General features: G+C 72.6%; 20 protein-coding genes. 3 read left to right on the forward strand and 17 right to left on the reverse strand.

All coding sequences use genetic code 11. The annotated features are described in order from the left end of the window. Positions 1-46: 46 nt before the first annotated feature. The 11 genes from AC3RJ6_RS16350 to AC3RJ6_RS16400 form a co-directional block, all read right to left on the reverse strand. Positions 47-1,348, reverse strand: coding sequence for a nucleotide sugar dehydrogenase (locus tag AC3RJ6_RS16350; protein ID WP_491428165.1), 1,302 nt, complete (start codon positions 1,346-1,348; stop codon positions 47-49). A gap of 72 nt (positions 1,349-1,420) precedes the next feature. Further along, positions 1,421-2,491, reverse strand: coding sequence for a non-hydrolyzing UDP-N-acetylglucosamine 2-epimerase (gene wecB / locus AC3RJ6_RS16355; RefSeq protein ID WP_491428166.1), 1,071 nt, complete (start codon positions 2,489-2,491; stop codon positions 1,421-1,423). 27 nt (positions 2,492-2,518) lie between these two features. Then, positions 2,519-3,616: a glycosyltransferase gene (locus tag AC3RJ6_RS16360; protein ID WP_491428167.1), complete on the reverse strand. Its 1,098-nt coding sequence runs from the start codon at positions 3,614-3,616 to the stop codon at positions 2,519-2,521. 10 nt (positions 3,617-3,626) lie between these two features. Beyond that, on the reverse strand, positions 3,627-4,859 hold the full coding sequence (locus AC3RJ6_RS16365) for a glycosyltransferase family protein (protein WP_491428168.1): 1,233 nt from the start codon (positions 4,857-4,859) through the stop codon (positions 3,627-3,629). Between the two features lie 55 nt (positions 4,860-4,914). After that, positions 4,915-6,087 (reverse strand): glycosyltransferase family protein, encoded by a 1,173-nt coding sequence (locus AC3RJ6_RS16370; RefSeq protein WP_491428169.1) that lies wholly within the window; start codon positions 6,085-6,087, stop codon positions 4,915-4,917. After that, complete coding sequence (locus AC3RJ6_RS16375; protein ID WP_491428348.1) at positions 6,080-7,858, reverse strand: ABC transporter ATP-binding protein; 1,779 nt, start codon at positions 7,856-7,858, stop codon at positions 6,080-6,082. The genes AC3RJ6_RS16370 and AC3RJ6_RS16375 overlap by 8 nt, the downstream gene beginning before the upstream one ends. Positions 7,859-7,915: 57 nt before the next feature. Next, positions 7,916-9,118 carry a glycosyltransferase gene (locus AC3RJ6_RS16380; RefSeq protein ID WP_491428170.1) on the reverse strand — a complete coding sequence of 401 codons (1,203 nt, stop codon included), beginning with the start codon at positions 9,116-9,118 and terminating at the stop codon, positions 7,916-7,918. Next, positions 9,111-10,277, reverse strand: a complete 1,167-nt coding sequence (locus AC3RJ6_RS16385) for a glycosyltransferase family 4 protein (RefSeq protein WP_491428171.1) — start codon at positions 10,275-10,277, stop codon at positions 9,111-9,113. Before AC3RJ6_RS16385 ends, AC3RJ6_RS16380 begins: the two co-directional genes overlap by 8 nt. Positions 10,278-10,279: 2 nt before the next feature. After that, on the reverse strand, positions 10,280-11,266 hold the full coding sequence (locus AC3RJ6_RS16390; RefSeq protein ID WP_491428172.1) for a Gfo/Idh/MocA family oxidoreductase: 987 nt from the start codon (positions 11,264-11,266) through the stop codon (positions 10,280-10,282). Continuing rightward, the gene (locus tag AC3RJ6_RS16395; RefSeq protein ID WP_491428173.1) at positions 11,266-12,366 is read right to left on the reverse strand and encodes a DegT/DnrJ/EryC1/StrS family aminotransferase; all 1,101 of its coding nucleotides are present in this window, start codon (positions 12,364-12,366) and stop codon (positions 11,266-11,268) included. Before AC3RJ6_RS16395 ends, AC3RJ6_RS16390 begins: the two co-directional genes overlap by 1 nt. Then, positions 12,363-12,971, reverse strand: a complete 609-nt coding sequence (locus tag AC3RJ6_RS16400; protein ID WP_491428174.1) for an acyltransferase — start codon at positions 12,969-12,971, stop codon at positions 12,363-12,365. Before AC3RJ6_RS16400 ends, AC3RJ6_RS16395 begins: the two co-directional genes overlap by 4 nt. 68 nt (positions 12,972-13,039) lie before the next feature. Here AC3RJ6_RS16400 and AC3RJ6_RS16405 point away from each other — a divergent pair, with 68 nt between their 5' ends. Together AC3RJ6_RS16405 and AC3RJ6_RS16410 are read left to right on the forward strand one after the other, a co-directional pair. Further along, positions 13,040-13,750: a glycosyltransferase family 2 protein gene (locus AC3RJ6_RS16405; protein WP_491428175.1), complete on the forward strand. Its 711-nt coding sequence runs from the start codon at positions 13,040-13,042 to the stop codon at positions 13,748-13,750. A gap of 3 nt (positions 13,751-13,753) precedes the next feature. After that, on the forward strand, positions 13,754-14,185 hold the full coding sequence (locus tag AC3RJ6_RS16410; protein ID WP_491428176.1) for a DUF2304 domain-containing protein: 432 nt from the start codon (positions 13,754-13,756) through the stop codon (positions 14,183-14,185). 120 nt (positions 14,186-14,305) lie between these two features. Here the strand turns inward: AC3RJ6_RS16410 and AC3RJ6_RS16415 are convergent, their stop codons facing one another. From AC3RJ6_RS16415 to AC3RJ6_RS16430, 4 genes are all read right to left on the reverse strand, one after another. Next, positions 14,306-16,237, reverse strand: coding sequence for a DUF6541 family protein (locus AC3RJ6_RS16415; protein WP_491428177.1), 1,932 nt, complete (start codon positions 16,235-16,237; stop codon positions 14,306-14,308). Continuing rightward, positions 16,234-17,193 (reverse strand): UDP-glucose 4-epimerase GalE, encoded by a 960-nt coding sequence (gene galE, locus AC3RJ6_RS16420; protein WP_491428349.1) that lies wholly within the window; start codon positions 17,191-17,193, stop codon positions 16,234-16,236. The genes AC3RJ6_RS16415 and galE overlap by 4 nt, the downstream gene beginning before the upstream one ends. A gap of 86 nt (positions 17,194-17,279) precedes the next feature. Next, a complete protein-coding gene (locus AC3RJ6_RS16425; protein WP_491428178.1) occupies positions 17,280-18,113 on the reverse strand; it encodes a glycosyltransferase in 834 nt (277 codons plus the stop codon). Continuing rightward, positions 18,110-19,060 carry a glycosyltransferase gene (locus AC3RJ6_RS16430; protein ID WP_491428179.1) on the reverse strand — a complete coding sequence of 317 codons (951 nt, stop codon included), beginning with the start codon at positions 19,058-19,060 and terminating at the stop codon, positions 18,110-18,112. Before AC3RJ6_RS16430 ends, AC3RJ6_RS16425 begins: the two co-directional genes overlap by 4 nt. Before the next feature lie 166 nt (positions 19,061-19,226). On the opposite strand from AC3RJ6_RS16430, the gene AC3RJ6_RS16435 reads away from it, so the two are divergent. After that, positions 19,227-20,366 carry a glycosyltransferase gene (locus AC3RJ6_RS16435; RefSeq protein WP_491428180.1) on the forward strand — a complete coding sequence of 380 codons (1,140 nt, stop codon included), beginning with the start codon at positions 19,227-19,229 and terminating at the stop codon, positions 20,364-20,366. A 40-nt stretch (positions 20,367-20,406) separates the two neighbouring features. Here AC3RJ6_RS16435 and AC3RJ6_RS16440 read toward each other — a convergent pair whose 3' ends face one another. Both AC3RJ6_RS16440 and purE read right to left on the reverse strand, forming a co-directional pair. Next, the gene (locus tag AC3RJ6_RS16440; RefSeq protein WP_491428181.1) at positions 20,407-21,780 is read right to left on the reverse strand and encodes an LCP family protein; all 1,374 of its coding nucleotides are present in this window, start codon (positions 21,778-21,780) and stop codon (positions 20,407-20,409) included. Then, a complete protein-coding gene (gene purE, locus AC3RJ6_RS16445; protein WP_491428350.1) occupies positions 21,777-22,244 on the reverse strand; it encodes a 5-(carboxyamino)imidazole ribonucleotide mutase in 468 nt (155 codons plus the stop codon). Before purE ends, AC3RJ6_RS16440 begins: the two co-directional genes overlap by 4 nt. Between the last annotated feature and the right edge of the window lie 2 nt (positions 22,245-22,246).

Genomic DNA, 22,246 nt, shown 5'->3' on the forward strand with positions numbered 1-22,246 from the left:
CCGCCGCGCGGTCCGCCCGGCCGCGACGTGCGGCGCCGGCGGATGGCTAGACGCGCGCGCCGCTGCCGATCACGAGACGCGGCGTGCCCGCCCACGCGTCGGGCGAGGTGACGTTGCGGCCGTCGAGCACGAGGCGCACGCCCGGCAGGTCGCCCGCGCCGATGGCCCGGTAGTCGGCGTGATCGGCCTGCACGATCGCGAGGTCTGCCGGCTCGCCGAGGTGGTAGGGGGTCCAGCCGTAACGCGCGAGCTCGTCGTCCGTGTAGAGCGGGTCGTGCACGAGCACCTCGGCACCGCGTGCCTCGAGTGCCTCGACGGTGGCGAACACGCCCGAGAACGCGGTCTCCTTCACGCCGCCGCGGTACGCCGCGCCGAGCACGACCGCCCTGAGCCCGGTCAGGTCGCCGAGCACGCCGGCGGCCTGCGCCACGAGACGGTCGGGCATCGAGGCGTTCAAGAGGCGCGCGGTGCGCACGATCTCGGCGTCGTGGTCGGTCGAGAGGTACAGCCGCGGGTAGACCGGGATGCAGTGGCCGCCGACCGCGATGCCGGGCCGGTGGATGTGGCTGAAGGGCTGCGAGTTGCACGCCTCGATGACCGCGTACACGTCGACGCCGACCTCGTCGGCGTACAGCGCGAACTGGTTCGCGAGCCCGATGTTCACGTCGCGGTACGTGGTCTCGGCGAGCTTGGCCATCTCGGATGCCTCGGGCGAACCCATGTCCCACACGCCGTTGCCGCGCGCGAGGTCGGGACGCTCGTCGAACTCGAGCACCGCCTCGTAGAACTCGACCGCCCGGCGCGCACCCTCGGGGCTCATCGCGCCGACGAGCTTGGGGTACTTGCGGAGGTCGGCGAAGACTCGGCCCGTGAGCACTCGCTCGGGCGAGAACACGAGATGGAAGTCGGTGCCCTCGGCCAGCCCCGAAACGTCTTCGATCATCGGCTTCCAGCGGCCGCGGGTCGTGCCGACGGGCAGCGTCGTCTCGTAGGAGACGAGCGTGCCGGGCGTGAGGTGCTCGGCGAGCGAGCGCGTCGCCGCGTCCATCCAGCCGAAGTCGGGCTCCCAGGTCGCATCGTTCACGAAGAGCGGCACGACGATGACGACCGCGTCGGCGCCGGGCACGGCCTCGGCGTAGTCGGTCGTCGCACGCAGGCGCCCCGCGGGCACGAGCTCCGCGAGCTTCTCCTGCAGGTGCGCCTCGCCGGGGAACGGCTCGGTGCCCGCATTCACGAGATCGACGACGTTCTGGTTGACGTCGACGCCGATGACCTCGTGGCCCTGATCGGCGAACTGCACAGCAAGAGGGAGGCCGATCTTTCCGAGGGCCACGACGGCGATACGCATGAACTCCAGTCTATGGGCGCGAGCGCATGCTGCTGCACCGGCGCCGGCGCCGAGGCATCCCCGCCATCGCCGTCAGCGCGCGGCGCGCGCCGTCAGCACGTCGATGACGCGAGCGGCGGCCCTGCCGTCGCCGTAGGGCGCGGCATCCGTCGCCGGCGGAGCGGGGCGCGAGACGCCCGCGGCGATCTCCTCGGCCGTGTCGACGAGCACGTTCCAGCCGAGGTCGACGGTCTCGACCCACTCGGTCTCGGGCCGCACGGTCGTGCACGGCACGCGCAGCAGGAACGCCTCCTTCTGCAGGCCGCCCGAGTCGGTGACGACCCCTGCGCTCGCCATGACCGAGGCGATCAGGTCGGGGTACGCGAGCGGGGCGTGCTGCACCAGGGAGCCCTGCGTGAGCGGGATGCCCGCGGCGGCCGCCTTCGCCACGACGCGCGGGTGGGCGAGCAGCACGACGGGCTTGTCGAGTGCCGCGAGCCCGCCGACCACCTGCGCGAGGCGGTCGGGGTCGTCGGTGTTGTCGGCGCGGTGGATCGTCGACACGTAGTGCCCGCCCGGCTCGAGCCCGAGCTCGGCGACGAGCGGCGACGGCGCCGAACCGACGGCGTCGCGCACCTCGAACAGCACGTCGGTCATGACGTCGCCGACGAGCACGGTCCGGTCGGCGAGCCCCTCGTTCGCGAGGTGCCCGACCGCGACCTCGGTGGGCGCGAGCAGGAGGTCGGCGGCGTGGTCGGTGAGCACGCGGTTGTGCTCCTCGGGCATGCGGCGGTTGAACGACCGGAGGCCGGCCTCGAGGTGCGCGACCGGGATGTGCATCTTCACGGCGCTGAGGGCGGCCGCGATCGTGGAGTTCGTGTCGCCGTACACGAGCACCCAGTCGGGGCGGTGCTCGTCGAACACGGCGTCGAGCGCGCCGAGCATCGCCCCTGTCTGCACGCCGTGCGACCCCGAGCCCACGCCGAGGTGCACATCGGGTGCGCCGATGCCGAGGTCCTCGAAGAAGACGTCCGACAGCATCGGGTCGTAGTGCTGGCCGGTGTGCACGATGACGTGATCGACCGACGCGGCGACCGTGGCCTTGTGGATCGGGGCGAGCTTCACGAACTGCGGCCGGGCGCCGACCACGCTGAGGATCTTCACGGGGTGCCATCCTACCGGCGCACCGGCTCAGCGTTCGGCGGCGCGTCCTCGGCGGCTCACGGCGATCGACGCGAATCCCCACCGCAGCGGGGCCTCCCGCGCGAACAGCCACAGCGGGTTGCGAGGCACGAGGGCGCCGAGGCTGCGCTGGTCGCCCCTCGCGGCGGCCGCGGCGACGAGCGCCTCCGCGGGCGACGAGGGGTCGGCCGCGAGTTCGACGAGGCGCCGATCGATGCGGGAGAGCCGGCGGAGCGATCCCGGCGATACCGCCGTGACGGTCGTGACCGCGGCGGCGAGGTCGCGGCGGTCCGCATCGGTCCAGGTCGCACCCGTCCGGTTGAGCACGAGGCCGATGACGTGCAGCCGGAAGAGCTTGCAGCCGACGGCGTCGCGCGCCCGCCGCGGGAGCCGCGCGAAGTCCGCACCGTCGAGGAGGGGCGCGAGGAACGCGAGGTCCTCGCTCACCGGACGTGCCGTCGAGGTGACGCGCACGTCGGCGTCGTCGTGCACGAGGTAGGCGGGTCCCGTCGCGTCGTAGGCGATCCCGGCACCGGACGCCCAGAGCGCCAGGCTGAAGGCGATGTCCTCGCCCGAGCGCAGGCCCGTCGTGAACCGCAGGTGGCCGAACCGTGCCCGCGAGATGAGCCCGAGGGGGGCGTTGCGGTACGCCAGGCGGTCTTCGACGAGCGCGAGACGGGTCGTTCGGCCGAGCCGCACGGGGGGCGACGGCACCGTGACCGGCGGTACCGCGTCGTCGGCGATGCGTGCGATGACGACGTCGGCGCCGCTGCGCGACTGCAGCGCGAGCCACGACGCGACCGCTCCGGGGGCGAGCTCGTCGTCGGACCCCATCACCGCGTAGAAGTCGGCCGTCGACGCCGCGATGCCGTGGTTGAACGGCCCGGCGGGACTCGGCACGCCGTCGTGCAGTTCGAGGAGGCGGACCCGCGGGTCGCCCTCCCAGCGCCGGAGCCGCTCGCGAATGGGGCCGGCATCGGTGTTGTGCACGACCACGAGCGCTCGGACCGTGTCGGGTTGGGCGTCGACGACGGAGGCGACCGCCCGGTCGACGGCGCGGTCGGGCGAGTGCACGGCGATGACGACATCGACGGTGGCGGAGGGCATGACGACGACCCTATCCGGCTGCCCGGTCGATCCAGCTCGCCCGGAGGACCTCCGCGCTCATCCGCCCGTCGTGCACGCGCCGCACGAACTCCCGACCGGCCTCGACGAGCCGCGCGCGCCGCCCGTGGTCGGCCGCGAGCCCGCGCAGCACCTCTTCGAGGGAGTCGGGGGTCGCCTCGATGAGCGGCGCGGGCACGCCCGTCGCCGTCTCGATGTGCTCCCGCACGTGCGGCAGCAGGTGCGCGACGGTCACGCATCCGGCGGCCATCGCCTCGCACGCCGCGACGCCGTACGAGCCGAGCCGGAACTGATCGAGCACGACATCGGCCTCGCTGAAGAATCCCGGCATCTCCGCGTGCGGCACGCCTTCGATGCGCCGGTAGGCGATGACGCCCTCGTCGTGCAGGCGCTGCAGCACCGGCTCGATGAGCTGGGTGCCCTTGATCTTCGTCTTCGACGGCGCGTGCACCACCCGAAGCGGGCCGTCATGGGCGACCCGCGGACGGGCCCAGCGTTCGACGTCGACGACGACGGGGCACCAGTCGGCCCACGGCACGTCGTCGAGCAGGTCGGGCGTCGAGACGAACACGGGCACGCCGAGCTCGCGCAGGAGCGCGATGTTCGCGACGGCGTCGCGCTCGAGCTTGTCGGTGTAGAGGTCGTCGTCGAGGAACGGCGACCACGGGGTGGCGGCGGCGTGCCGCGAGGGCACGCGCACGTCGGTGCCGTGGCCGATCATCGCGATCGAGAGCCCGCGAGCCCGCAGGTCGTCGGCCTCGCGTCGCACGTCGCGACCGAACAGCCGGCCGAAGAGCGGCCGCTCGGCTTCGAAGAGCACGTGCGTGAATCCGGCGACGGCGGCGAGCTCGTCGCGCTGCCATTGCTCGGAGCGCGCGTAGACACCGGTCGGCACGATCGTGTCGGCCGCGAAGCTGAACCCGCCGGGCACGTCGACCGCCATGTTGACCGCCCCGATCCGGTCGCTCGAGCGAGTGAGCGCCTGGGCCCATTCGTGCCCCTGGCCGGCGTAGTTCGTCGGACCGATGTAGACGCGGACGGGCGTCGCGGGCGCCGCGGTCGGCGTCGGGATCGCCGCAGGGTCGACGGGACCGGTCGCGCGCACCGCGAGACGACCCCAGAACCCGTCGGGGTGGTCGGCGACGTGGTCGATCGCCCGGTTGACGAAGCGGGGAAGGCGGTGGCGATCGCGGAGCACCGCCGCCATCATCGACTGCAGACCCACCGCGGTTCCCTCCTCATCGCTCGCCGTCCGCCTCGACCCTGCACGCCGGGCCGGCTCATCGGCGGCCCGCCCGGGCCTCGCGCCCGTCGACGATGCGCCGCACCGCCTCCTCCCAGACGTGCTGCTGGCGCTCGGCGGACAGCCGCCCGGCCGCGTCGTCGGCATGGCGTTTCCAGTCGGCGACCTCGGCGACCGTGAGCGCGTCGAGCACCGACACGAGATCGTCGGTCTCCGTGCCGGGGGCGACCACGCCGATGCCTTCGGCGCGCACGACCGCCGACATCTCGGGCGCCGGGCCGACGATGACGCCGAGGCGGGCCTGCGCGAAGTCGAAGAGCTTGTTCGGCAGTGCATTCACCGAGTTGAAGCCGCGCATGACGGGCATGTAGACCCCGAGGTCGTAGCCGTTGAGGGCCCGCACGAGCTCGTCGTACGGGAGCGGGTCGCGGATCGTGACACGGTCGCCACCGGGCTCGGCGAGCGCGCGGAGCTCGGCCATGTAGGCGTCGGCTCCGGGCACGAGATAGAGGTCGAGCGTCACGTCGGACGTCGTGCGGAGGGCCGCCTCGATGATGGTCTCGAGTCCGCGGGTGCGGTCGGCGACGCCGCTGAACACGAGCCGCACGGGCGACGACACCGGTCCGGGCACAAGGTCCTTGCCGGGGCTCGCGTTGAGCACGAGCTCCGGGTGGAAGCCGAACTGCCGCGCGTACTCGTCGGCGATGCCGCGTCCGACCGTCGTCGTCGAGGCCGCGCGCGCGGCGAACCGCCGGCAGAGCCAGGCGTAGTACGGCCCCCGCAGCAGCATCCACTTGCGGTCTTCATCGCGAAGGCGGGGCCAGTACTCGTGCAGGTCGAGGTGCACCCGCGACGCCGGGAAGTGCTTCATCGCGAGCGGCGCGGTGTCGAGGTCGTTCGCGAGCACGACGTCGAACTCCCGGCCCGCCAGCAGCGCATCGGCCTCGCGCACGTCGCTGTTCGACCAGTAGAGCGCGGTGTACTGCCGCAGGACCGTGCGCACCTCGCCGAGCAGGCGCCGCGCCCGATTCGGGCGCGGCGCGCCCGCGCGGGTGATCTCGAGGTGGGTGACCTCGGGATGCGGCGACGGACCGAATCCGCACGTCGTGACGTCGTACTCGGCGGCGAAGCCGCGGATCTGCTTCAGCACGCGCGCGTCGCTCGCGAGCGGCGAGAGCGACAGGATGAGCATGCGGGCCCGCTCAGCCATCGGTCACCTCCAGGCCGGCCAGGCGCGCCTGCTGGCGGAACTCGGGCACGCGCCGCTGCAGCTCGTCGAACGCGCCCGTGTCGACGATGCGCCCCTCGGCGAGGTAGGCGATGCGGTCGAAGGTGCGGATCGTCGAGAGCCGGTGCGCGACCGAGATGACGGTCACGTCGCCGCGAAGCCCGCGGATGGCGGCGGCCACCGACTCCTCGGTACGGCCGTCGAGCGAGCTCGTCGCCTCGTCGAGCACGAGCACGCGCGGAGCGGCGTAGAGCGCGCGGGCGATGCCGAGGCGCTGCCGCTGCCCGCCGGACAGGTCGAGTCCGCGCTCCCCCACGCTCGTGTGGATGCCGCCGCGCGCGGCGATGAACTCGGCGAGCTGCGCGCGTTCGAGCGCCGCCTCGACCTGCTCGTCGTCGAGGTCGTCGCCCCACGTGAGCGCGACGTTCTGGGCGACGGTGCCCGCGAAGAGGGCGACGTGCTGGGGCACATAGGCGACGGAGGCGCGCCAGGCCCGGGTCGCCGACGACAGGTCGACGCCGTCGACCCTGACCGACCCCGACGACGGCGCCGCGAGTCCGAGCAGGATGTCGATGAGCGTCGACTTGCCGGCTCCCGACGGACCGGCGATGCCGAAGGTCGACCCGAACGGGATCTCGAGCGAGACGCCGTCGAGTGCGGGCCGCTCGGCGCCCGGGTAGGCGAAGCGCACGTCGTCGAGCACGAGCTTCGACGGCGACGCGGGCAGCTCGGCGGTGTCGGCGGGCTCCTGCGCGTGCACGGCGTGCTCGGCCGCGCCGATGTCGTCGATCACGTTCTCGGCGTGGACGACATTGGCGGCGGCCTGGGTCAGCGCGCCCTGCACACCCGTGATCGCGGGGATCAGGCGGAAGCCGGTCACGGCGAACAGCGCGACCGCGGCGACCGCCGCGTCGAGGCCGCCCGTGACGTACGACACGGCGCCGATGAGCAGCAGCCCGCCGATGAGCGCGGCCTCGATGACGTACTTCGGCACGATCGCGAGGAACGAGATGTTCGCGCGTGCGCGGGTCGCATGCGAACGGAGCCCGCGCACCATGTCGCGCACCTCGCCGAGCCGCCCGCGCAGGGTGACCTCCTTGAGCGCCTCGACGAGCTCGGTGATGACGGCCGCAGCCCGGTAGGCGTACTCGCGGTTGACCCGGCCGGCGACGAGCGCCTTGCGCGAGATCACCGCGAAGAGCAGGTAGGCGATGATGCCGAGGTAGACGGTGACGACGATCGCGCCGAGCGGCTCCGAGACGACGAGCACGAGGCTCACGGCCGCGAACGTGAGGATGTTCGCCGGGATGCCCGAGAGCGGGAGCAGGAATCCCATGATCGTGTTCGCGATGCCGGAGTCGGAGATCCGGGTGATGTCGGACGTCGTCTTCGACGCACGATCGGTCCAGGCGAGCTCGGTGTAACCGGCGAGCAGGCGATCGCCGACCTCGAGTTCGTACTTCGCGAACCGGCGCGTCGCGCGCCAGTGCAGGAACACCGCGATGACGCCCTTGACGACGATGAGCCCGCACGCGATCAGGATGAACCACACGGCCGATTCGGGCGGGAACTCGCCGAGCAGCGGCAGCACGACGGGCGAGCCCGTCAGCGTCGGAGTGAGCACGAGCGACAGCAGGCCCATCGAGACGATGTCGAGTGCGCTCAGCGAACTCGTCGCGACGATGTACGCGAAGTAGAAGCCGTACGCCCCGTGGGGCATGAGCCGCAGGACCCGTCTCGCGACGGCGAACATCGACAGCAAGCGGGTTCCTCCGGATTCGAGCCGACCCGATCGGGTGGCGAAGACAGCCTAGTACCGAGCGCCTGCGGAGCCGCCGACGAGGAACGCGCGCAGCACCCGCGCGGCCGCCTCGTCGCCGTGCGCCCTGCGCACGAACCCGGGCCCCCGCGCGGCGACGGCGGCGTAGTGCGATCGCCGGTCGGCGACGTCGCGGAGCACCGCCTCGAGCGTGTCGGGATCGGCCTGCACGATCGGCGGCTCCTCCCCCACGACGGATGCCACGTGCGCGCGCACCTCATCGCTGAGCCGTGCGACGACGAGCCGGCCGGCGGCCATCGCCTCGATGGACGTCGTCGAGTAGATGCCGAGCCGGAACTGGTCGAGCACCACGTCGGCGGCGGCGTAGCGGTCGCGCATCTCGCCCGGCGGCACGCCCTCGATCCGCGAGTACTCGACGAGCCCGTCGGCTTCGAGCGCCGCGAGCGCCGGCTCGACCAGGGCGCTGCCCTTGATGATCGCGTTCGTCGGTGCGTGCAGCACCCGCACGCGATCGCCGTCGAGGACGGGGGTCTCCGTCGCCCAGTCGCCGGCGTCGACGAGGTTCGGCAGCCAGATCGCGCCGGGCGCATCGGCGATCAGCTCGGGCGTCGCCACGAAGACGGGCAGGCCGAACTCCTCGATGATGCGGGCGTTCTCGGCGGCGACCTCCTCGAGGACGGGTCGCAGCTCCCAGCCGTCGTCGAGGAACGGCGACCACCGGCTGTCGCCGGCGTGCCGGCTCGGCAGCCGGAGATCGCTGCCGTGCGAGACGAAGCCGACGGTGAGCCCGGCCTCGAGCATCCAGCGGACCTCGCGTCGCACGTCGCCGCCGAACCGTCGGCCGAGGATCGGACGCTCGGCCTCGATGAGCACGTGCGTGAACCCGCGCACCGCGCGCGACTGCCCGTCGCTCCAGCGCCGGGAGCGCGCGACGATGCCGGCCGGCACCGACGCGTCGGCCGGAAATCCGCCGGTCGGCCCCGAGAACTGCAGGTTCATCGCCGATACGCCGTCGATGGCGCCGGCCGCACGGGCCCACCGCTGCCCCTGGGCCGCATAGTTGGCCGGTGCGACGAGCAGGCGCACCTCGCCGTCGGGCGCCTCGATCGGAGCGGGCACGTCGCCCGGGCCGTACCCGATGACGCCGGGGAACACGCGCTCGGCGACCGCGTCGGGCAGGGCGAGCACCGCTCGCCCGGCGACGCGGCGCAACCGCTCGATGGGGCTAGGCATGCGCGACTCGCCGTGCTGCGCCGTGCACGACCTCGGCGGCCGAGGCCGCGCGCGCCTCGGCGGAGGCGCGGTCCTGCGCCCAGGTTCCGAGCCGACGCCGTTCGGCCTCGCCGGGCTCGTCGGCGAACGCGGCGATCATCGCCGTCGCGACGGCGTCGGGGTCGAAGGCGACGGCCGAGCCGATGTGCTCCGCCGAGACGTACGCCGCACCCGTGCCGACCCCGGCGAAGATCACCGGCGTGCCCGAAGCCGCGGCTGCGAGCACCTTCGTGGGCAGCGCGAAGTCGTAGCCCTGGCCGGGCTTCAGGCTCACGAGCCCGGCGCGAGCCGAGCGGAGCCAGCTCGCGGCCTCGGGCGGCGGCACCGAGTCGACGAACCGCACGGCGCCGGGGGCGACCTCGGCCGCGAGCGACGCGAGGGCGGCCCACGCGCTGCCCTGCCCGACGAAGGCGATCGTCGCCTCGGGCAGCACCTCGAGCACGCGGGGCATCGCGCGGATGAAGACGTCCGCGCCCTGCCATTCGCTCGTGGTGCCCGCGTAGACGCCCCATGCGGCGTCGTCGCGACGCGGGCCGTCGGGCGTGAAGACGCGCGTGTCGATGCCGTTCGGCACCACCGCGACCTCGGCCTTCGGAGCGAGCTGCCGCACCTTGTCGGCGACACCGTCGGTGACCGCGATGACGGCCGCGGCGCCCCGCAGCGCGCGGCGCTCGAGCCAGCGCACGGCGGCGACGACCGGTGCGGGCGCGTTCGTCGACTCGGTCGCGTCCGACCAGACGTCGGCCGCGTAGTAGACGTACGGGGTTCGGCGCAGGGCGCACGCGAAGCGCACGAAGAACCCCGTGGTGGGCGGCGGCTCGACGACGACGACATCGGCGCGCCGCGCGAACAGCACGCGGAAGAACGCGGGCACGTCGAAGCTCAGGTACTGGAGGTAGCCCCGCACGTAGCCCGAGCGGTCGCGCAGCACGGGCGCGCGCCGCAGCCGGACTCCGGGAGCCGCGGGTTGCGCGGCCTCGCGGAGGCCTGCCGGCGGCGTGACCGTGAACACGTCGACCTCGTCGCCGCGGCGTGCCAGCGCGTCGACGAGGGCACCGAGGCGGAACGACGCCGCAGCGGGCTCGGGGCCGTAGATGCGGGTGACGACCGAGACGCGCATCGTCAGACGGTGACGGTCTCCGCCGTGCGGGCGGACTCGAGCGCCGCCTCGACGACCATGAGGGTGCGCAGGCCCTGCTCCATCGTGACGACGTCGCTCGGCCGGCCGAGCACGGCGTCGCGGAACGCCTCGTGCTCGACGCGGAGCGGCTCGCGCTTGGCGAACGCGAAGCGGGTGACGTCACCCTCGGAGACTCCGCGGAACGCGGAGATCGACTCCCACTCGAGCGGGATCGTGCCGTTCGCGTGGAAGGTCAGGTCGCCCGTCGCCGTGTCGGCCACGAAGGCTCCCTTCTCGCCCGTGACGATCGTGAGGCGCTCCTTCATGGGGCTGAGCCAGTTGACCAGGTGGTTCGTGATTACGCCGTTCGCGAGCCGGCCCGTCGCGGCGATCATGTCCTCGTGCTCGCGCCCGCTGCGATACGTCGTCTGCGCCGAGACCGACACGTAGTCGCTCTGCGTCACCCACGCGGTCAGGTCGATGTCGTGCGATGCCAGGTCTTTCGCGACGCCGACGTCGGCGATCCGGGCGGGGAACGGGCCCTGCCGGCGCGTGGCGATCTGGTAGACCTCGCCGGCGTCGCCCTGCGCGATCCGGCGGCGCAGCTCCTGGAGCGCGGGGTTGAACCGCTCGATGTGGCCGACCGCGCCGACGAGCCCGGCATCGGCGAACGCCGTCATCATGCGGTGCCCGGCCTCGACCGAGTGCGCGATGGGCTTCTCGACGAGCGTGTGCACGCCCGCGGCGGCGAGCTTCAGCGCGGCATCCTCGTGGAACTGCGTCGGCACCGCGACGACGGCGATGTCGATGCCGGCGTCGATGAGCGACTCGATGTCGGGCAGGATCGGCAGTTCGCCGGCCACGCCGTGCGGGTCGCCGCCCGGGTCGGCGATCGCGACGAGCTCGACGCCGTCGACCTCGCGCAGCACGCGGGCGTGGTGGCGCCCCATCATGCCGACGCCGAGGAGGCCGGCCCGCAGCGCGGCCATCAGGCGCCCGCCCCGGCGACCGCGTTCACGGCGGCGACGATGCGATCGAGGTCGGCCTGCTCGAGCGAGGGATGCACGGGCAGCGAGACGACCTCTGCGGCCGCACGCTCGGTCTCGGGGAGGTCGAGCCCGGGCGCGAAGTGCTCGAGCGACGCGAGGCGGTGGTTCGGGATCGGGTAGTACACGCCCGATCCGACGTTGTGCTCCTCGCGCAGCGCCGTGACGAATCCATCTCGGTCGTCGGTGACGCGCACCGTGTACTGGTGGTACACGTGCTTCGCGCCGGGCGCGACGGGCGGCACGGTCACGCCGCGGAGCTCGCGGTCGAGGAACGCGGCGTTCGCACGCCGGCGCTCGGTCCAGCCGTCGATCTTCGTCAGCTGCACGCGGCCGATCGCCGCGTGGATGTCGGTCATGCGTGCGTTGAAGCCGATCACCTCGTTCGCGTACTGGCGCTCCATGCCCTGGTTGCGCAGCAGTCGCACCATGCGCTCGATCTCGGGCGTCGCGCACGACACCATGCCGCCCTCGCCGCTCGTCATGTTCTTCGTCGGGTAGAGGCTGAACATCGCGAAGCTGCCGAAGGTGCCGACCCGGCGCCCGTCGAGCTCTGCGGCGTGCGCCTGCGCGGCGTCCTCGAAGACGGCGATGCCGTGCTTCTCGGCGACCGCACCGATCGCCTGCATGGCGGCGGGGTGCCCGTAGAGGTGCACGGGCATGACCGCGGCCGTGCGCGGGGTGATGGCCGCCTCGACGGCCGCTGCGCTCAGCGTGAACTGGTCGGGCTCGATGTCGGCGAAGACCGGCGTGGCACCCGTGAGGGCGACCGAGTTCGCGGTCGCGGCGAACGTGAACGAGGGCACGATCACCTCGTCGCCGGGGCCGATGCCGGCGGCGAGCAGGCCGAGGTGGAGACCGGAGGTGCCCGAGTTGACGGCCACGCTCACGCGGCCGCCGGCGATGACCTCGGCGAACTCCGTCTCGAAGGCGCTGACCTCGGGGCCCTGGGCGACCATGCCCGAGCGGAGCACCCGATCGACCGCCTCCCGCTCCTCGTCGCCGATGATGGGCTTCGCCGGGGGGATGAAAGCGTCGGTCATGCGTCTGATTCTCCTCTGAGCTCGCCGTCGATGAGTCGATACCGTTCCCCGGTGGCGGGGCACGTGAATCCGTCTGCGGTCGCCTCGAGCCGGCGGCCCGACCGGCCGACCCACCCGATCTGCTTGGCGGGGACGCCCGCCATGAGCGCGTGCGCGGGGACGTCCTTGGTCACCACCGCGCCGGCGGCGACGGTCGCCCACGCGCCGATCGTCACCGGCGCCACGCACACCGCGCGGGCGCCGATCGCGGCGCCCCGCCCGATCGTGACCCCCACGGCCTCCCAGTCGTGCGCGCTCTTCTGCGTGCCGTCGGGGTTGATCGCCCGCGGGTAGGTGTCGTTGGTCAGCACGACGGCCGGCCCGATGAAGACCCCGTCGGCCAGTTCGGCCGGCTCGTACACGAGTGCGTAGTTCTGCACCTTGCAGTTGTCGCCGAGGCGCACGCCCGTGCCGATGTAGGCACCGCGGCCGATCACGCAGTTCTCGCCGAGCACGGCGTCCTCGCGAACCTGCGCGAGGTGCCAGATCGAGCTGCCCGAGCCGATGACCGCGTTCTCGGCGACATCGGCCGAATCGACCACCCGCACGTCGGGGGTTCTCTCCACGGGCTCCTCATTCCGTTCGACTGCCGGGACCGAAGATCAAGCGTAACGCCTTCTGACACAATGGCCTGATGGACTCTTCCTCGGCCCAGCCCACCGAGAGCCCCCGACGCCACGCCCCCGATACGACGATCGTCATCCCCCTCTACAACGAGGCACCGGTCATCGGTGGCGTCATCGCCGGGCTCCGCGAGCACTTCGACCACATCGTCTGCATCGACGACGGCTCGAGCGACGGCTCCGCCGAGGCGGCTCGCGCAGCGGGGGCCCGCGTGCTGCACCACCCGTTCAACCTCGGCCAGGGCGCCGCGCTGCAGACGGGCATCTCGTACGCCCTGACGCTGCCCGAGACCCGCTACATCGTCACGTTCGACGCCGACGGGCAGCACCGCGTCGACGACGTGCTCGAGATGCTCGACCTCGCCGAGCGCGACGACGTCGCGATCGTGTTCGGCTCGCGCTTCCTCGACAACCGCACGAACCCCGGCATCATCAAGCGCGTGATCCTCAAGACGGCTGTGTGGGTCACCAACATGACCACGGGGCTGCGCCTCACCGACGCCCACAACGGCCTCCGCGTCATCCGAGCCGATGCCGCCTCGCAGATCACGCTCGAGCAGGACCGCATGGCGCACGCCACCGAGATCGTGCTGAAGCTCGGCCGAACCGGCCTGCCGTGGCGCGAGTACCCGGTCGAGCTCCTCTACACCGACTACTCGAAGGCGAAGGGCCAGTCCGTGCTCAACTCCGTCAACATCCTCGTCGACCTCCTGGTGCGCTGACCCATGATCATCCAGATCCTGCTCGTGATCGGCGTCATCGCCGTCGGCCTGTTCCTCGCCCGCCCCACCGGCGGCGACCGCCACCTCGCGCTTCGGCGACTCTTCATGGGACTGTTCGTGCTCGTCGCGGTCGTCTCGATCCTGTTCCCGCAGTGGCTCAGCTGGCTCGCGAACACGATCGGCGTCGGGCGCGGCGCCGACCTGCTCCTCTACGCGCTCGTGCTCGCGTTCCTCATCACCGTGGCGACGAGCTACCGGCGCAACGTGGCCACCAACCGCCGCATCACGCAGCTCGCGCGCGAGATCACGCTGTCGCGGGCGGCGGCCGAAGACCAGACGGCCGCCGAACTCCCGGCCGCCGAACTCCCGGTCGCGGAGCAGCCCGCCGCGGAGCGGCCTGCGCCCGGCCCGGAGGGCGCGACGCGCACCGAGTGACCACCGGGCGCGGCATCCGCACCCGGTGACCGCCGGGCTCGCACGCCGCGATCATCCGGCACGCGCTGATCCGCAGGCGCGCGCGACCGCACCCGGAGCCCGACGCGCGCGTCGGGGCTCTCAGTCGCAGGCCGTGATGCGGTAGAGCACGAGGTCGCCTTCGCGGTCGACCTCCTCGAAGCCCGCCGCCTCGTCGAGGTCCAGCAGTCCCTCCATGCCGACGCGGCTGTCGACGGTGAGCTTCTTCTCGTCGTTGCGGATGAAGTCGCCGAAGTCGAGGGCCCAGCGCACGTCGAGGTCGCGGACCGCGGCGCACACCTCGGGGTCGCTCGCCGCGTTGCGGAGCTCGGTGTTGATGAGGATCTGCTCGGGCGACTTCGGCGAGTTGAAGTGCGGGTTGAGCACCCGCTGGTCGGCGAGCGCGTAGGCGAGGTTCGTCCCGGTCCACGGATTGCCGACGAGCACGCCCTCCAGCCCGGTCTCCTCGGGCAGTCTTTCGATGAGGCGCCGCTCGGAGTTCGTGATGATGGGCGCGTCCTCGGTCATGCGGAAGGCGCTCGCCGCCGAGTTCCGGGCCGTGTGCATCGCCGGCACCTGGGCCGCGACGAGCACCGCGAGCGCCGCCACGGCGATGAGTGCCCGCGCCTGCGGTGCGCGCACCCGGCGCGCGACGAGTCGCCAGAGCGTTACCGCGCCGTAGGTCGCGAGCGGGATGCAGGTGACCGCGAACAGCGCGGCGAGCCGGGGCGGGTCCTTGTAGAACAGCCCGAGGAGCATCGTACGCACCGCCGGCTGCGCGATCGCGTCGGCCACGTAGTAGAGCACGGCGCCCACCGCCCACATGCCCACGAGCGGCAGACGGCGCCGGCGGACGAGCGCGAACACGAGGCCGACCGCCGCGAGCAGTGCGACGCCGATCGACGGCGGCGCCGCGTACCGGAACAGCAGTGCGACCTGCATCGCGCCCGCCCGCGGGCCGACGATGGGCTCCCACGGCGCGTACTGGCCCATCCGGCCGACGACGATCCAGCCCGCGACGAACGCGGCGAGCGCGACCAGGGCGACGATGCCGAGGATCGCGCGACGGCGCAGCGGCGTCCCGGGCGAGCGGAACACCCGGCGCACGACGACGCCGATCGCGGCGGGAAGCGTGACGGCGACGGCCGCGAACACGATGGCCGGCTGCGCGAGGGCGATCGCAAGCCAGACGACGAGCAGCAGCACGATGCGACGCGGGCGGCTGAGCCCGAGCGCGCTGCCGGTGCCCAGCAGCGAGAGCTGCAGGGCGATCGCGACGGGCATGAGCGCGAGCGCGAGGAAGAACGGATACAGCACGCCGAACGTCAGCATGAGCATCGGGAACCACGGCAGCAGCGAGCCGATGATCGCGGCGCTGTAGGTCGCCGCCGTGCTTCCGCCGAACACGGTGCGCGAGAGCAGCAGCACCGCCCCCGGCCAGACGAGCGCGAGCACCACGAGGTTGGTCGCGTTGAGGCCCACGGGGATGGAGGTGCCGGTCGTGGCCACCACGAGCGAGACCACGTCGTGCCATGCCGCCGGGTAGACCCCGGTGCTGTCGACGACGCTCGCCAGCGTCAGCGTCGAGGCGTCGGCCGTATCGAGGATGTGCCGCACGGCGTTCATGTGGAAGCCGTTGTCGAAGGTCTGCGAGATCGCCGCCGGGTGGCCGAGGGACCAGGCGAACACCCCGGCGCAGGCGACGCCTGCGATCGCCCACGCGATCACTACGTGCCGCGCGCCGTGGTCACGGGTGGGCGCGCTCGGGGCACGCCGGAACAGGCGCGTGAGCACACCCACCACGACGGCGATGAGGGCGAGCCCGATCGCCACGACCCAGGGGTTCCACGGCAGCCCGACGCGCTGCAGCACGACGGCGAGGCTCGCGATCGCGGCGATCGACGCCGCCGGGCCGACGCCCCAGGCGACGAGTCCGCGAGCGCCGATCGCGTAGGCCATCGCGACGCCCGGCAGCACGATCCAGGCGGCGGCTGCGACGAGGGCGGGGACGAGGTCGATCCAGCCGGCGTTCACGCGGCACCGACCCGAGCGCCGATCGCCGACGAGACGATCTCGTCGAGCCCCAGGCCGGCGCGCCAGCCGAGCTCGTCGGCGATGCGCGTGACGTCGGCGACGACGTGCGCGGGGTCGCCCGGCCGAGCGGCGACGACGTCGGCGGGCACGGGCCTGCCGAGCGCGCTCGAGACGGCGTCGAGCATCTCGATCACCGAGGTGCCGACGCCCCGTCCGACGTTGTAGACCGAGTGCGGCGCGGAGGCCTCGTGCAGGTGGTCGAGCGCTGCGAGGTGCGCCTGCGCGAGATCGAGCACGTGCACGTAGTCGCGTACGCCCGACCCGTCGGGCGTGTCGAAGCCGGTGCCGTAGATCTGGGGCGGCAGCCCCCGGTCGATGCGGTCGAGCACGATCGTGAGCAGGTTGGCGACGGCGCCGTCGCCGAGGTCGCGCCATCCGGCACCCGCGACGTTGAAGTAGCGCAGGCTCACGGCGCGCAGGGGCGTCGCACGGGCGACGTCGCCGATGAGCCACTCGGCGACGAGCTTCGACTCGCCGTATGGGTTGATCGGGCGGGGCTCGGCCTGCTCGGTGACGAGCGCCGCCGACTGCTCTCCGTACACGGCGGCGGTCGATGAGAAGACGAGTCGGTGCACGCCGGCCTCGCCCATCGCCTCGAGCAGGTTGGCGGTCCCGCCGAGGTTCTCGCGGTAGTACCGCACGGGCTGCTCGACGGACTCGGGCACCTTCTTCTTGGCGGCGAGGTGGATCACGGCGTCGACGTCGTTGCGCCGCGCCGCGGCGACGAGGGTGCCGACCGCGTCGGGCGCCGACAGGTCGATCGGCTCGAGCACGGCGTCGCCGATGCGGTCGGCGCGCCCCGACGAGAGGTCGTCGACCACGACGACCCGTTCGCCGCGCTCCTGCAGCAGCCGAACGATGTGGGCGCCGATGTAGCCGGCGCCCCCGGTGACCATGACACTCACAGCGACTCCTCCGGACCTCGTCCGTCGGGTCCCCGGATATCCTAGACGCGGCTCGGCCGGGCGTTCTCGACCGACGCTCAGGCTGCCGTGCCGCCGCCCGCGATGAGCCGCCGGTACGCGACCTTGCGAACCCGCTCGGGCACGAACCGGTACACGCCCCGCACGGTCACGTTGCGCACGTACTCCCAGCGGCTCGTGAACCGGATTCGGCGGAGCGCCCGCTGCAGCTCGAGCTCGCTGCGCCACTGCGCGCGCCCGCCGCGGCGGGCGTACGCGCCGGCGCCGACGCGGTACATGACGAGCGGGTCGGCGAGGTTCTCGACCGACGCGCCGGCGTGGATCATCCTCGCGAACAGCCAGTAGTCCTCCATGAGGCCGAGCGGCTGGTAGCCGCCCGCGCGCTCGACGGCGCTGCGGCGGTACATGACGGTCGGGTGGCTGAACGGGTCGTGGAACCTGGCGTAGCGCGAGATCTCGTCGTGGCCCGTTCGCGGGGTGCGCCGGGCGACGATCGCCCCGCCGTCGTCGAGGAACTCGAACATGCCGGTGCCGACGAGGTCGGCGCCGCCCTCGACGACGGGCAGCTGCCTCGCGAACCGCTCGGGCAGCGAGATGTCGTCGGCGTCCATGCGTGCGACGATCTCGTGCTCGCAGAGGCCCAGCCCGAGATCGAGCGCACGGGCGAGCCCGACGTTCTCGTCGATGACGTGGCGCGTGACCGGCACCGGGCTCTCGTCGACGACGCGGTCGATCGCCGCGGCGAGCTCGTCGCCGACGGGGCCGTCCTGCACGAGCACGACCTGCGCCGGCCGGGTGGTCTGCTCGCCGACGGTCGAGGTGAAGGCCTTCGCGAAGTGCGCGGCGTCGTCGCCGCGGTAGACGGGCATGAGCAGGGAGAACGGCGCGCTCACGTCGGTTCCACCAGGCGCACGGCGTCGCTCGCGCGGCCGAGCCCGTCGAGCGCCATCGCGTTCGGCCGGGGTCGCGTGCGGGTGCCGTCGCGGTAGCCGCGCCTCCAGCCGTCGCGGAGCACGGCGCGATCGGCGGAGCGCGCGAACGTTCGGATCCACCGGCGCACGCTCGAGGCGCCGTACACGAGCTTCTCGCCCGCCGACAGGCTCGCCGATCGGCGGAACATCCAGAGCTTGTTGCGCACCTCGTAGTAGAACCGCGGACCGGGGTCGGCGTCGGTCGAACCGAGCACCTTCGTCTTGTGCACGACGACCGAGGCGGGCACGTGCACGCCGCGCCGGCCGCGCAGCGCCCGGGTGGAGTACTCGAAGTCGTCGTTCCAGATGAAGTAGTCGGCGATCGGCAGCCCGATCTCGCGGACGACGTCGGCGCGCACGAGCATCGAGACGAACGAGGTGCTGCGAATCGGGATGCCGCCGCGGCGCGCCGCGGCGATGCGCTCGTCGCGGTCGACGAACGGCTTCTCCCGCGGCGTGTTCATCGGATGCTCGGTGCCGTCGTGCCAGACGACGCGCGAACCCGCGACGACGAGGTCGGTGCCGTCGACCGCGCCGACGAGCTCGGCGAGGGACGACCCGGTCGGCACGGTGTCGTCGTCCATGAGCCACAGCCAGTCGGGCTCGTGGTCGGCGAGCGCGACGGCCATGCCCGCGGCGAAGCCGCCCGCGCCGCCCGTGTTGCGCGGCAGCGAGACGAGGTCGACCAGGTCGCCGGCCGCGCGTGCGACGTCGGCCGAGCCGTCGGTCGAGGCGTTGTCGACCACGACCACCTTCGCGAGGGGCAGCTCCTGGGCCGCGAGCGCGGCGAGCACCTCCGCGAGGAGCTCCGCCCGGTTGTAGGCGACGACGACGGCGACGACGCGCGGTGGCACAGGTGACGGGCTCATCGACTCTCGCTGATCTGGGGGGGGATCGCTCCCCACGGTTCGGGTTCGCTCCCCCTATCTTGCCCTGTCCCCGGGCGACGACTTTCCACAGGGCGCGGCTCTCGCCGGATTCTCGGGAAGGCTCGCGCTAGATTGGATGGTCGCCCGTGACGCTCGAAGGAGGGGCATGCCCACGACGCTTCGGATGATCGTCGACCAAGTGGTCGCGCCGGTGCCCGGTGCACTCGGCCGCTACACCGAGGCGCTCACCGAGTCGCTCATCGCGTCGGCGCCGCCCGGCTGCGAGGTCGAGGGCATCGTCTCGTCGTCCCTCCCCACCGACTACGACCGGCTCACCGACCGGTTCCCCGGTCTCGCGGGCCTCTACAAGACGAGCCTCGCACGTCGAGAGCTCGCGGCCGCCTGGCAGTTCGGCCTCACGACCTCGCCCGGCGGCGGCATGGTGCACGCGCCCGGGCTCTTCGCGCCGCTGCGTCGACACGACCGCAGCACGGGCGACCAGACGGTCGTGACGGTGCACGACCTTCTCGCGTGGACGCACCCCGAGTCGCTCACGTCGACGAGCGTCGCGTGGCACAAGGGCATGCTGAAGCGAGCCCGCAAGCACGCCGACGCCGTCGTCGTGCCGACGCACGCGTTGGCCGAACGGCTCACGATGGTCGCCGACTTCGGCGATCGGGTGCGGGTCATCGGCACGGCGCCCCGGCTCGGGCTCAAGATGCCGCGCGATGCGGCCGACCGCGCCGCCCGGTTCGCGCTCCCCGGCGACTACCTCGTCACCACCGGTTCGCTCGATCCGCGCAGCGGCGTCGTCGACGTGCTCCAGGCGCTCGGCACGAAGGGTGCCCCCGACCTCCCCCTCGTGGTGCTCGGCCCCGAGAACTGGGGCGAGCTGCATCTCGCGACGGTCGCCGAGGAGGCGGGCGTCGCTCCCGGCCGCGTGCGCGCGCTCGAGCTCGCCGATCCCGCCGACCTCGCGACCGTGCTCTCGGGTGCGACCGCCTACGTCGCGCCGAGCCACGACGAGGGCTCCGCCACGTCGCTCATCGAGGCATTCCACCTCGGGGTCCCCGTCATCCATTCCGACACCCCGGCCTACGTCGAGGTGTCCGCCGAGGCGGGTCGCCAGGTCGAGGTGGGCGACGGCAGAGTCGGGTACGCCGAGCGGCTCGCCGTCGCGATCGCCGACGTGGTCGGCGATGCCGAGCTCGCCGAACGACTCTCGATCGCGGGCACCGACCGTGCGCACGCCTTCAGCTGGCGCGACTCGGCTGAGCGCGTCTGGGCGCTGCACGCCGAGATCTGAGCCGCCGAGCCCCGCGGCATCCGCCCCGCACCCGCACCGGCTACTCGGCCGGCTCGTCCGTCGCGGGCGGCACGACCGCGTCGTGCACGAGCTGGCGGATGTACTCGTAGTCGGGGTCGGTCGGGTCGATGCCGTTCTCGGGCGTCAGCTCGACGTGCCCCATGGGCAGCTCCTTGGTCTTCATGCCGAGGTTCACGAAGTAGCCGAGGCTCGACTGCGGCACGTCGGTCTTGACGGTGTCGGCGCCGGCCGCCGCGACCTCCTGGAACTTCGCGAGCACGTTCGTCGGCGTGAACTGGCGCAGGATCGCCTCCTGCAGCACGCGCTGACGCGCCATCCGCTCGTAGTCGCCGCCGGCGACGCCGTAGCGCGCGCGGCCGTACCAGAGCGCGTGGTAGCCGTTGAGGTGCTGCTGTCCGGGCTCGATCCAGCCGTCGACGCCGTTGTTGTCCTCGTCGCCGCCGATCGGGATGCGGGTCTCGACGTTGATGTCGACCCCGCCGAGCGCGTTGATGAGCGCCTCGAAGCCCTGCATGTCGATGAGCGCGTAGTACTGGATGTCGAGGCCCGTGATGCCCTCGGCCGCGTCGCGCATGCCCTCGATGCCGGGCTCCGACCCCTGGGCGACCGCGTTCGGGTACATCTCGGGACTCTTCAGTTCGACCTCGGTGTAGATCGAGTTGAGCTGGCAGACGTCGACCTCGCAGCCGTCGATGGCGCCGTAGCCCTCTGGGTAGACCTCGGCGAGCGGCGAGCCCTCGGGGAAGGGGAAGTACTCGAGATCGCGCGGCAGGCCGATCGTCACGGCCTCGCCGGTCTCGGCGTCGATCGAGACGATCGACATGCTGTCGGGGCGCATGCCCTCGCGGTCGGGGCCCGAGTCGCCGCCGAGCAGCAGGATGTTGTAGCGCCCGTTCTCGTCGGGGGGCAGGCTCGGGCCGGCCACGAACATCGACGAGATCAGTCCGCTCGTCGTCACCGAGAGGTACGCGCCGTACGCCGCGCCGCCCGAGAGCACGATCATGACGATCGTCGTGAGCCCGGCGATCCAGCCGCGCGCCGACGGCGCCGTCTTCACGATGCGGACGAGCCGCAGGGTGTCGAGCGTGAGCACGACCCACAGCACGGCGTAGAAGGCGAGCACGAGGGCGATGAGCCACAGGGTCCACGTCGTGGTGAACATCGTGAACAGCGCGGGCCGCCAGAGGAACCAGCCGAGCAGCGCGAGGATCGCGAGCGCCCAGAACACCATCGTCGCGCCGAGCCCGAAGCGCCCGAGGCGCCGGTTGCCCGCGAGCACCTGCGGCGCGCCGGGGATGAGGAAGTTGAGCACGACGAGCCACCACCCGCGGCGGGTCATCACGGTGCGCGAGGCGACATCCGGGTACCGGATGGGGCTTGCTGCGACGCTCATCGAGACTGCTTCAGCCGTTCGTTCTTCTCCTCGACGAGGGCCGCGAGATCGCGCGCGTAGGTGTCGAGGGCGGCCTGCAGGGCGGGGTCGGATGCCCCGAGCACGCGCACCGCGTAGAGGCCGGCGTTCTTCGCGCCGCCGATGGCCATGGTCGCGACGGGGATGCCGCCGGGCATCTGCACGATCGAGAGCAGCGAGTCGAGCCCGTCGAGCTTCGCGAGGGGCACCGGAACGCCGATGACGGGCAGCGTCGTCACCGAGGCGAGCATGCCGGGCAGGTGCGCGGCGCCGCCCGCGCCGGCGATGATGACCCGGAGGCCGCGCGAGGCGGCCTGCTTGCCGTAGGCGATCATCTTCTCGGGCGTACGGTGCGCCGAGACGACCTCGACCTCGTGGGCGATGCCGAATTCGTCGAGGACCGCCGAGGCGTCGCGCATGACGCTCCAGTCGGAGTCCGACCCCATCA

The sequence above is a fragment of the Agromyces cucurbitae genome (assembly GCF_058349945.1).

Coding starts and splice junctions, on each gene's coding strand:
- AC3RJ6_RS16385 (WP_491428171.1), bottom strand. CDS start 10,277: ATGCGCGTCTCGGTCGTCACCCGCATCTACGGCCCCGAGCCCGCTGCG.
- AC3RJ6_RS16410 (WP_491428176.1), top strand. CDS start 13,754: ATGATCATCCAGATCCTGCTCGTGATCGGCGTCATCGCCGTCGGCCTG.
- galE (WP_491428349.1), bottom strand. CDS start 17,193: ATGGTCACCGGGGGCGCCGGCTACATCGGCGCCCACATCGTTCGGCTG.
- AC3RJ6_RS16440 (WP_491428181.1), bottom strand. CDS start 21,780: ATGAGCGTCGCAGCAAGCCCCATCCGGTACCCGGATGTCGCCTCGCGC.
- AC3RJ6_RS16360 (WP_491428167.1), bottom strand. CDS start 3,616: ATGCCCTCCGCCACCGTCGATGTCGTCATCGCCGTGCACTCGCCCGAC.
- AC3RJ6_RS16350 (WP_491428165.1), bottom strand. CDS start 1,348: ATGCGTATCGCCGTCGTGGCCCTCGGAAAGATCGGCCTCCCTCTTGCT.
- AC3RJ6_RS16380 (WP_491428170.1), bottom strand. CDS start 9,118: ATGCCTAGCCCCATCGAGCGGTTGCGCCGCGTCGCCGGGCGAGCGGTG.
- AC3RJ6_RS16430 (WP_491428179.1), bottom strand. CDS start 19,060: ATGAGCCCGTCACCTGTGCCACCGCGCGTCGTCGCCGTCGTCGTCGCC.
- AC3RJ6_RS16395 (WP_491428173.1), bottom strand. CDS start 12,366: ATGACCGACGCTTTCATCCCCCCGGCGAAGCCCATCATCGGCGACGAG.
- AC3RJ6_RS16390 (WP_491428172.1), bottom strand. CDS start 11,266: ATGGCCGCGCTGCGGGCCGGCCTCCTCGGCGTCGGCATGATGGGGCGC.
- AC3RJ6_RS16370 (WP_491428169.1), bottom strand. CDS start 6,087: ATGGCTGAGCGGGCCCGCATGCTCATCCTGTCGCTCTCGCCGCTCGCG.
- AC3RJ6_RS16375 (WP_491428348.1), bottom strand. CDS start 7,858: ATGTTCGCCGTCGCGAGACGGGTCCTGCGGCTCATGCCCCACGGGGCG.
- purE (WP_491428350.1), bottom strand. CDS start 22,244: ATGGGGTCGGACTCCGACTGGAGCGTCATGCGCGACGCCTCGGCGGTC.
- AC3RJ6_RS16405 (WP_491428175.1), top strand. CDS start 13,040: ATGGACTCTTCCTCGGCCCAGCCCACCGAGAGCCCCCGACGCCACGCC.
- AC3RJ6_RS16435 (WP_491428180.1), top strand. CDS start 19,227: ATGCCCACGACGCTTCGGATGATCGTCGACCAAGTGGTCGCGCCGGTG.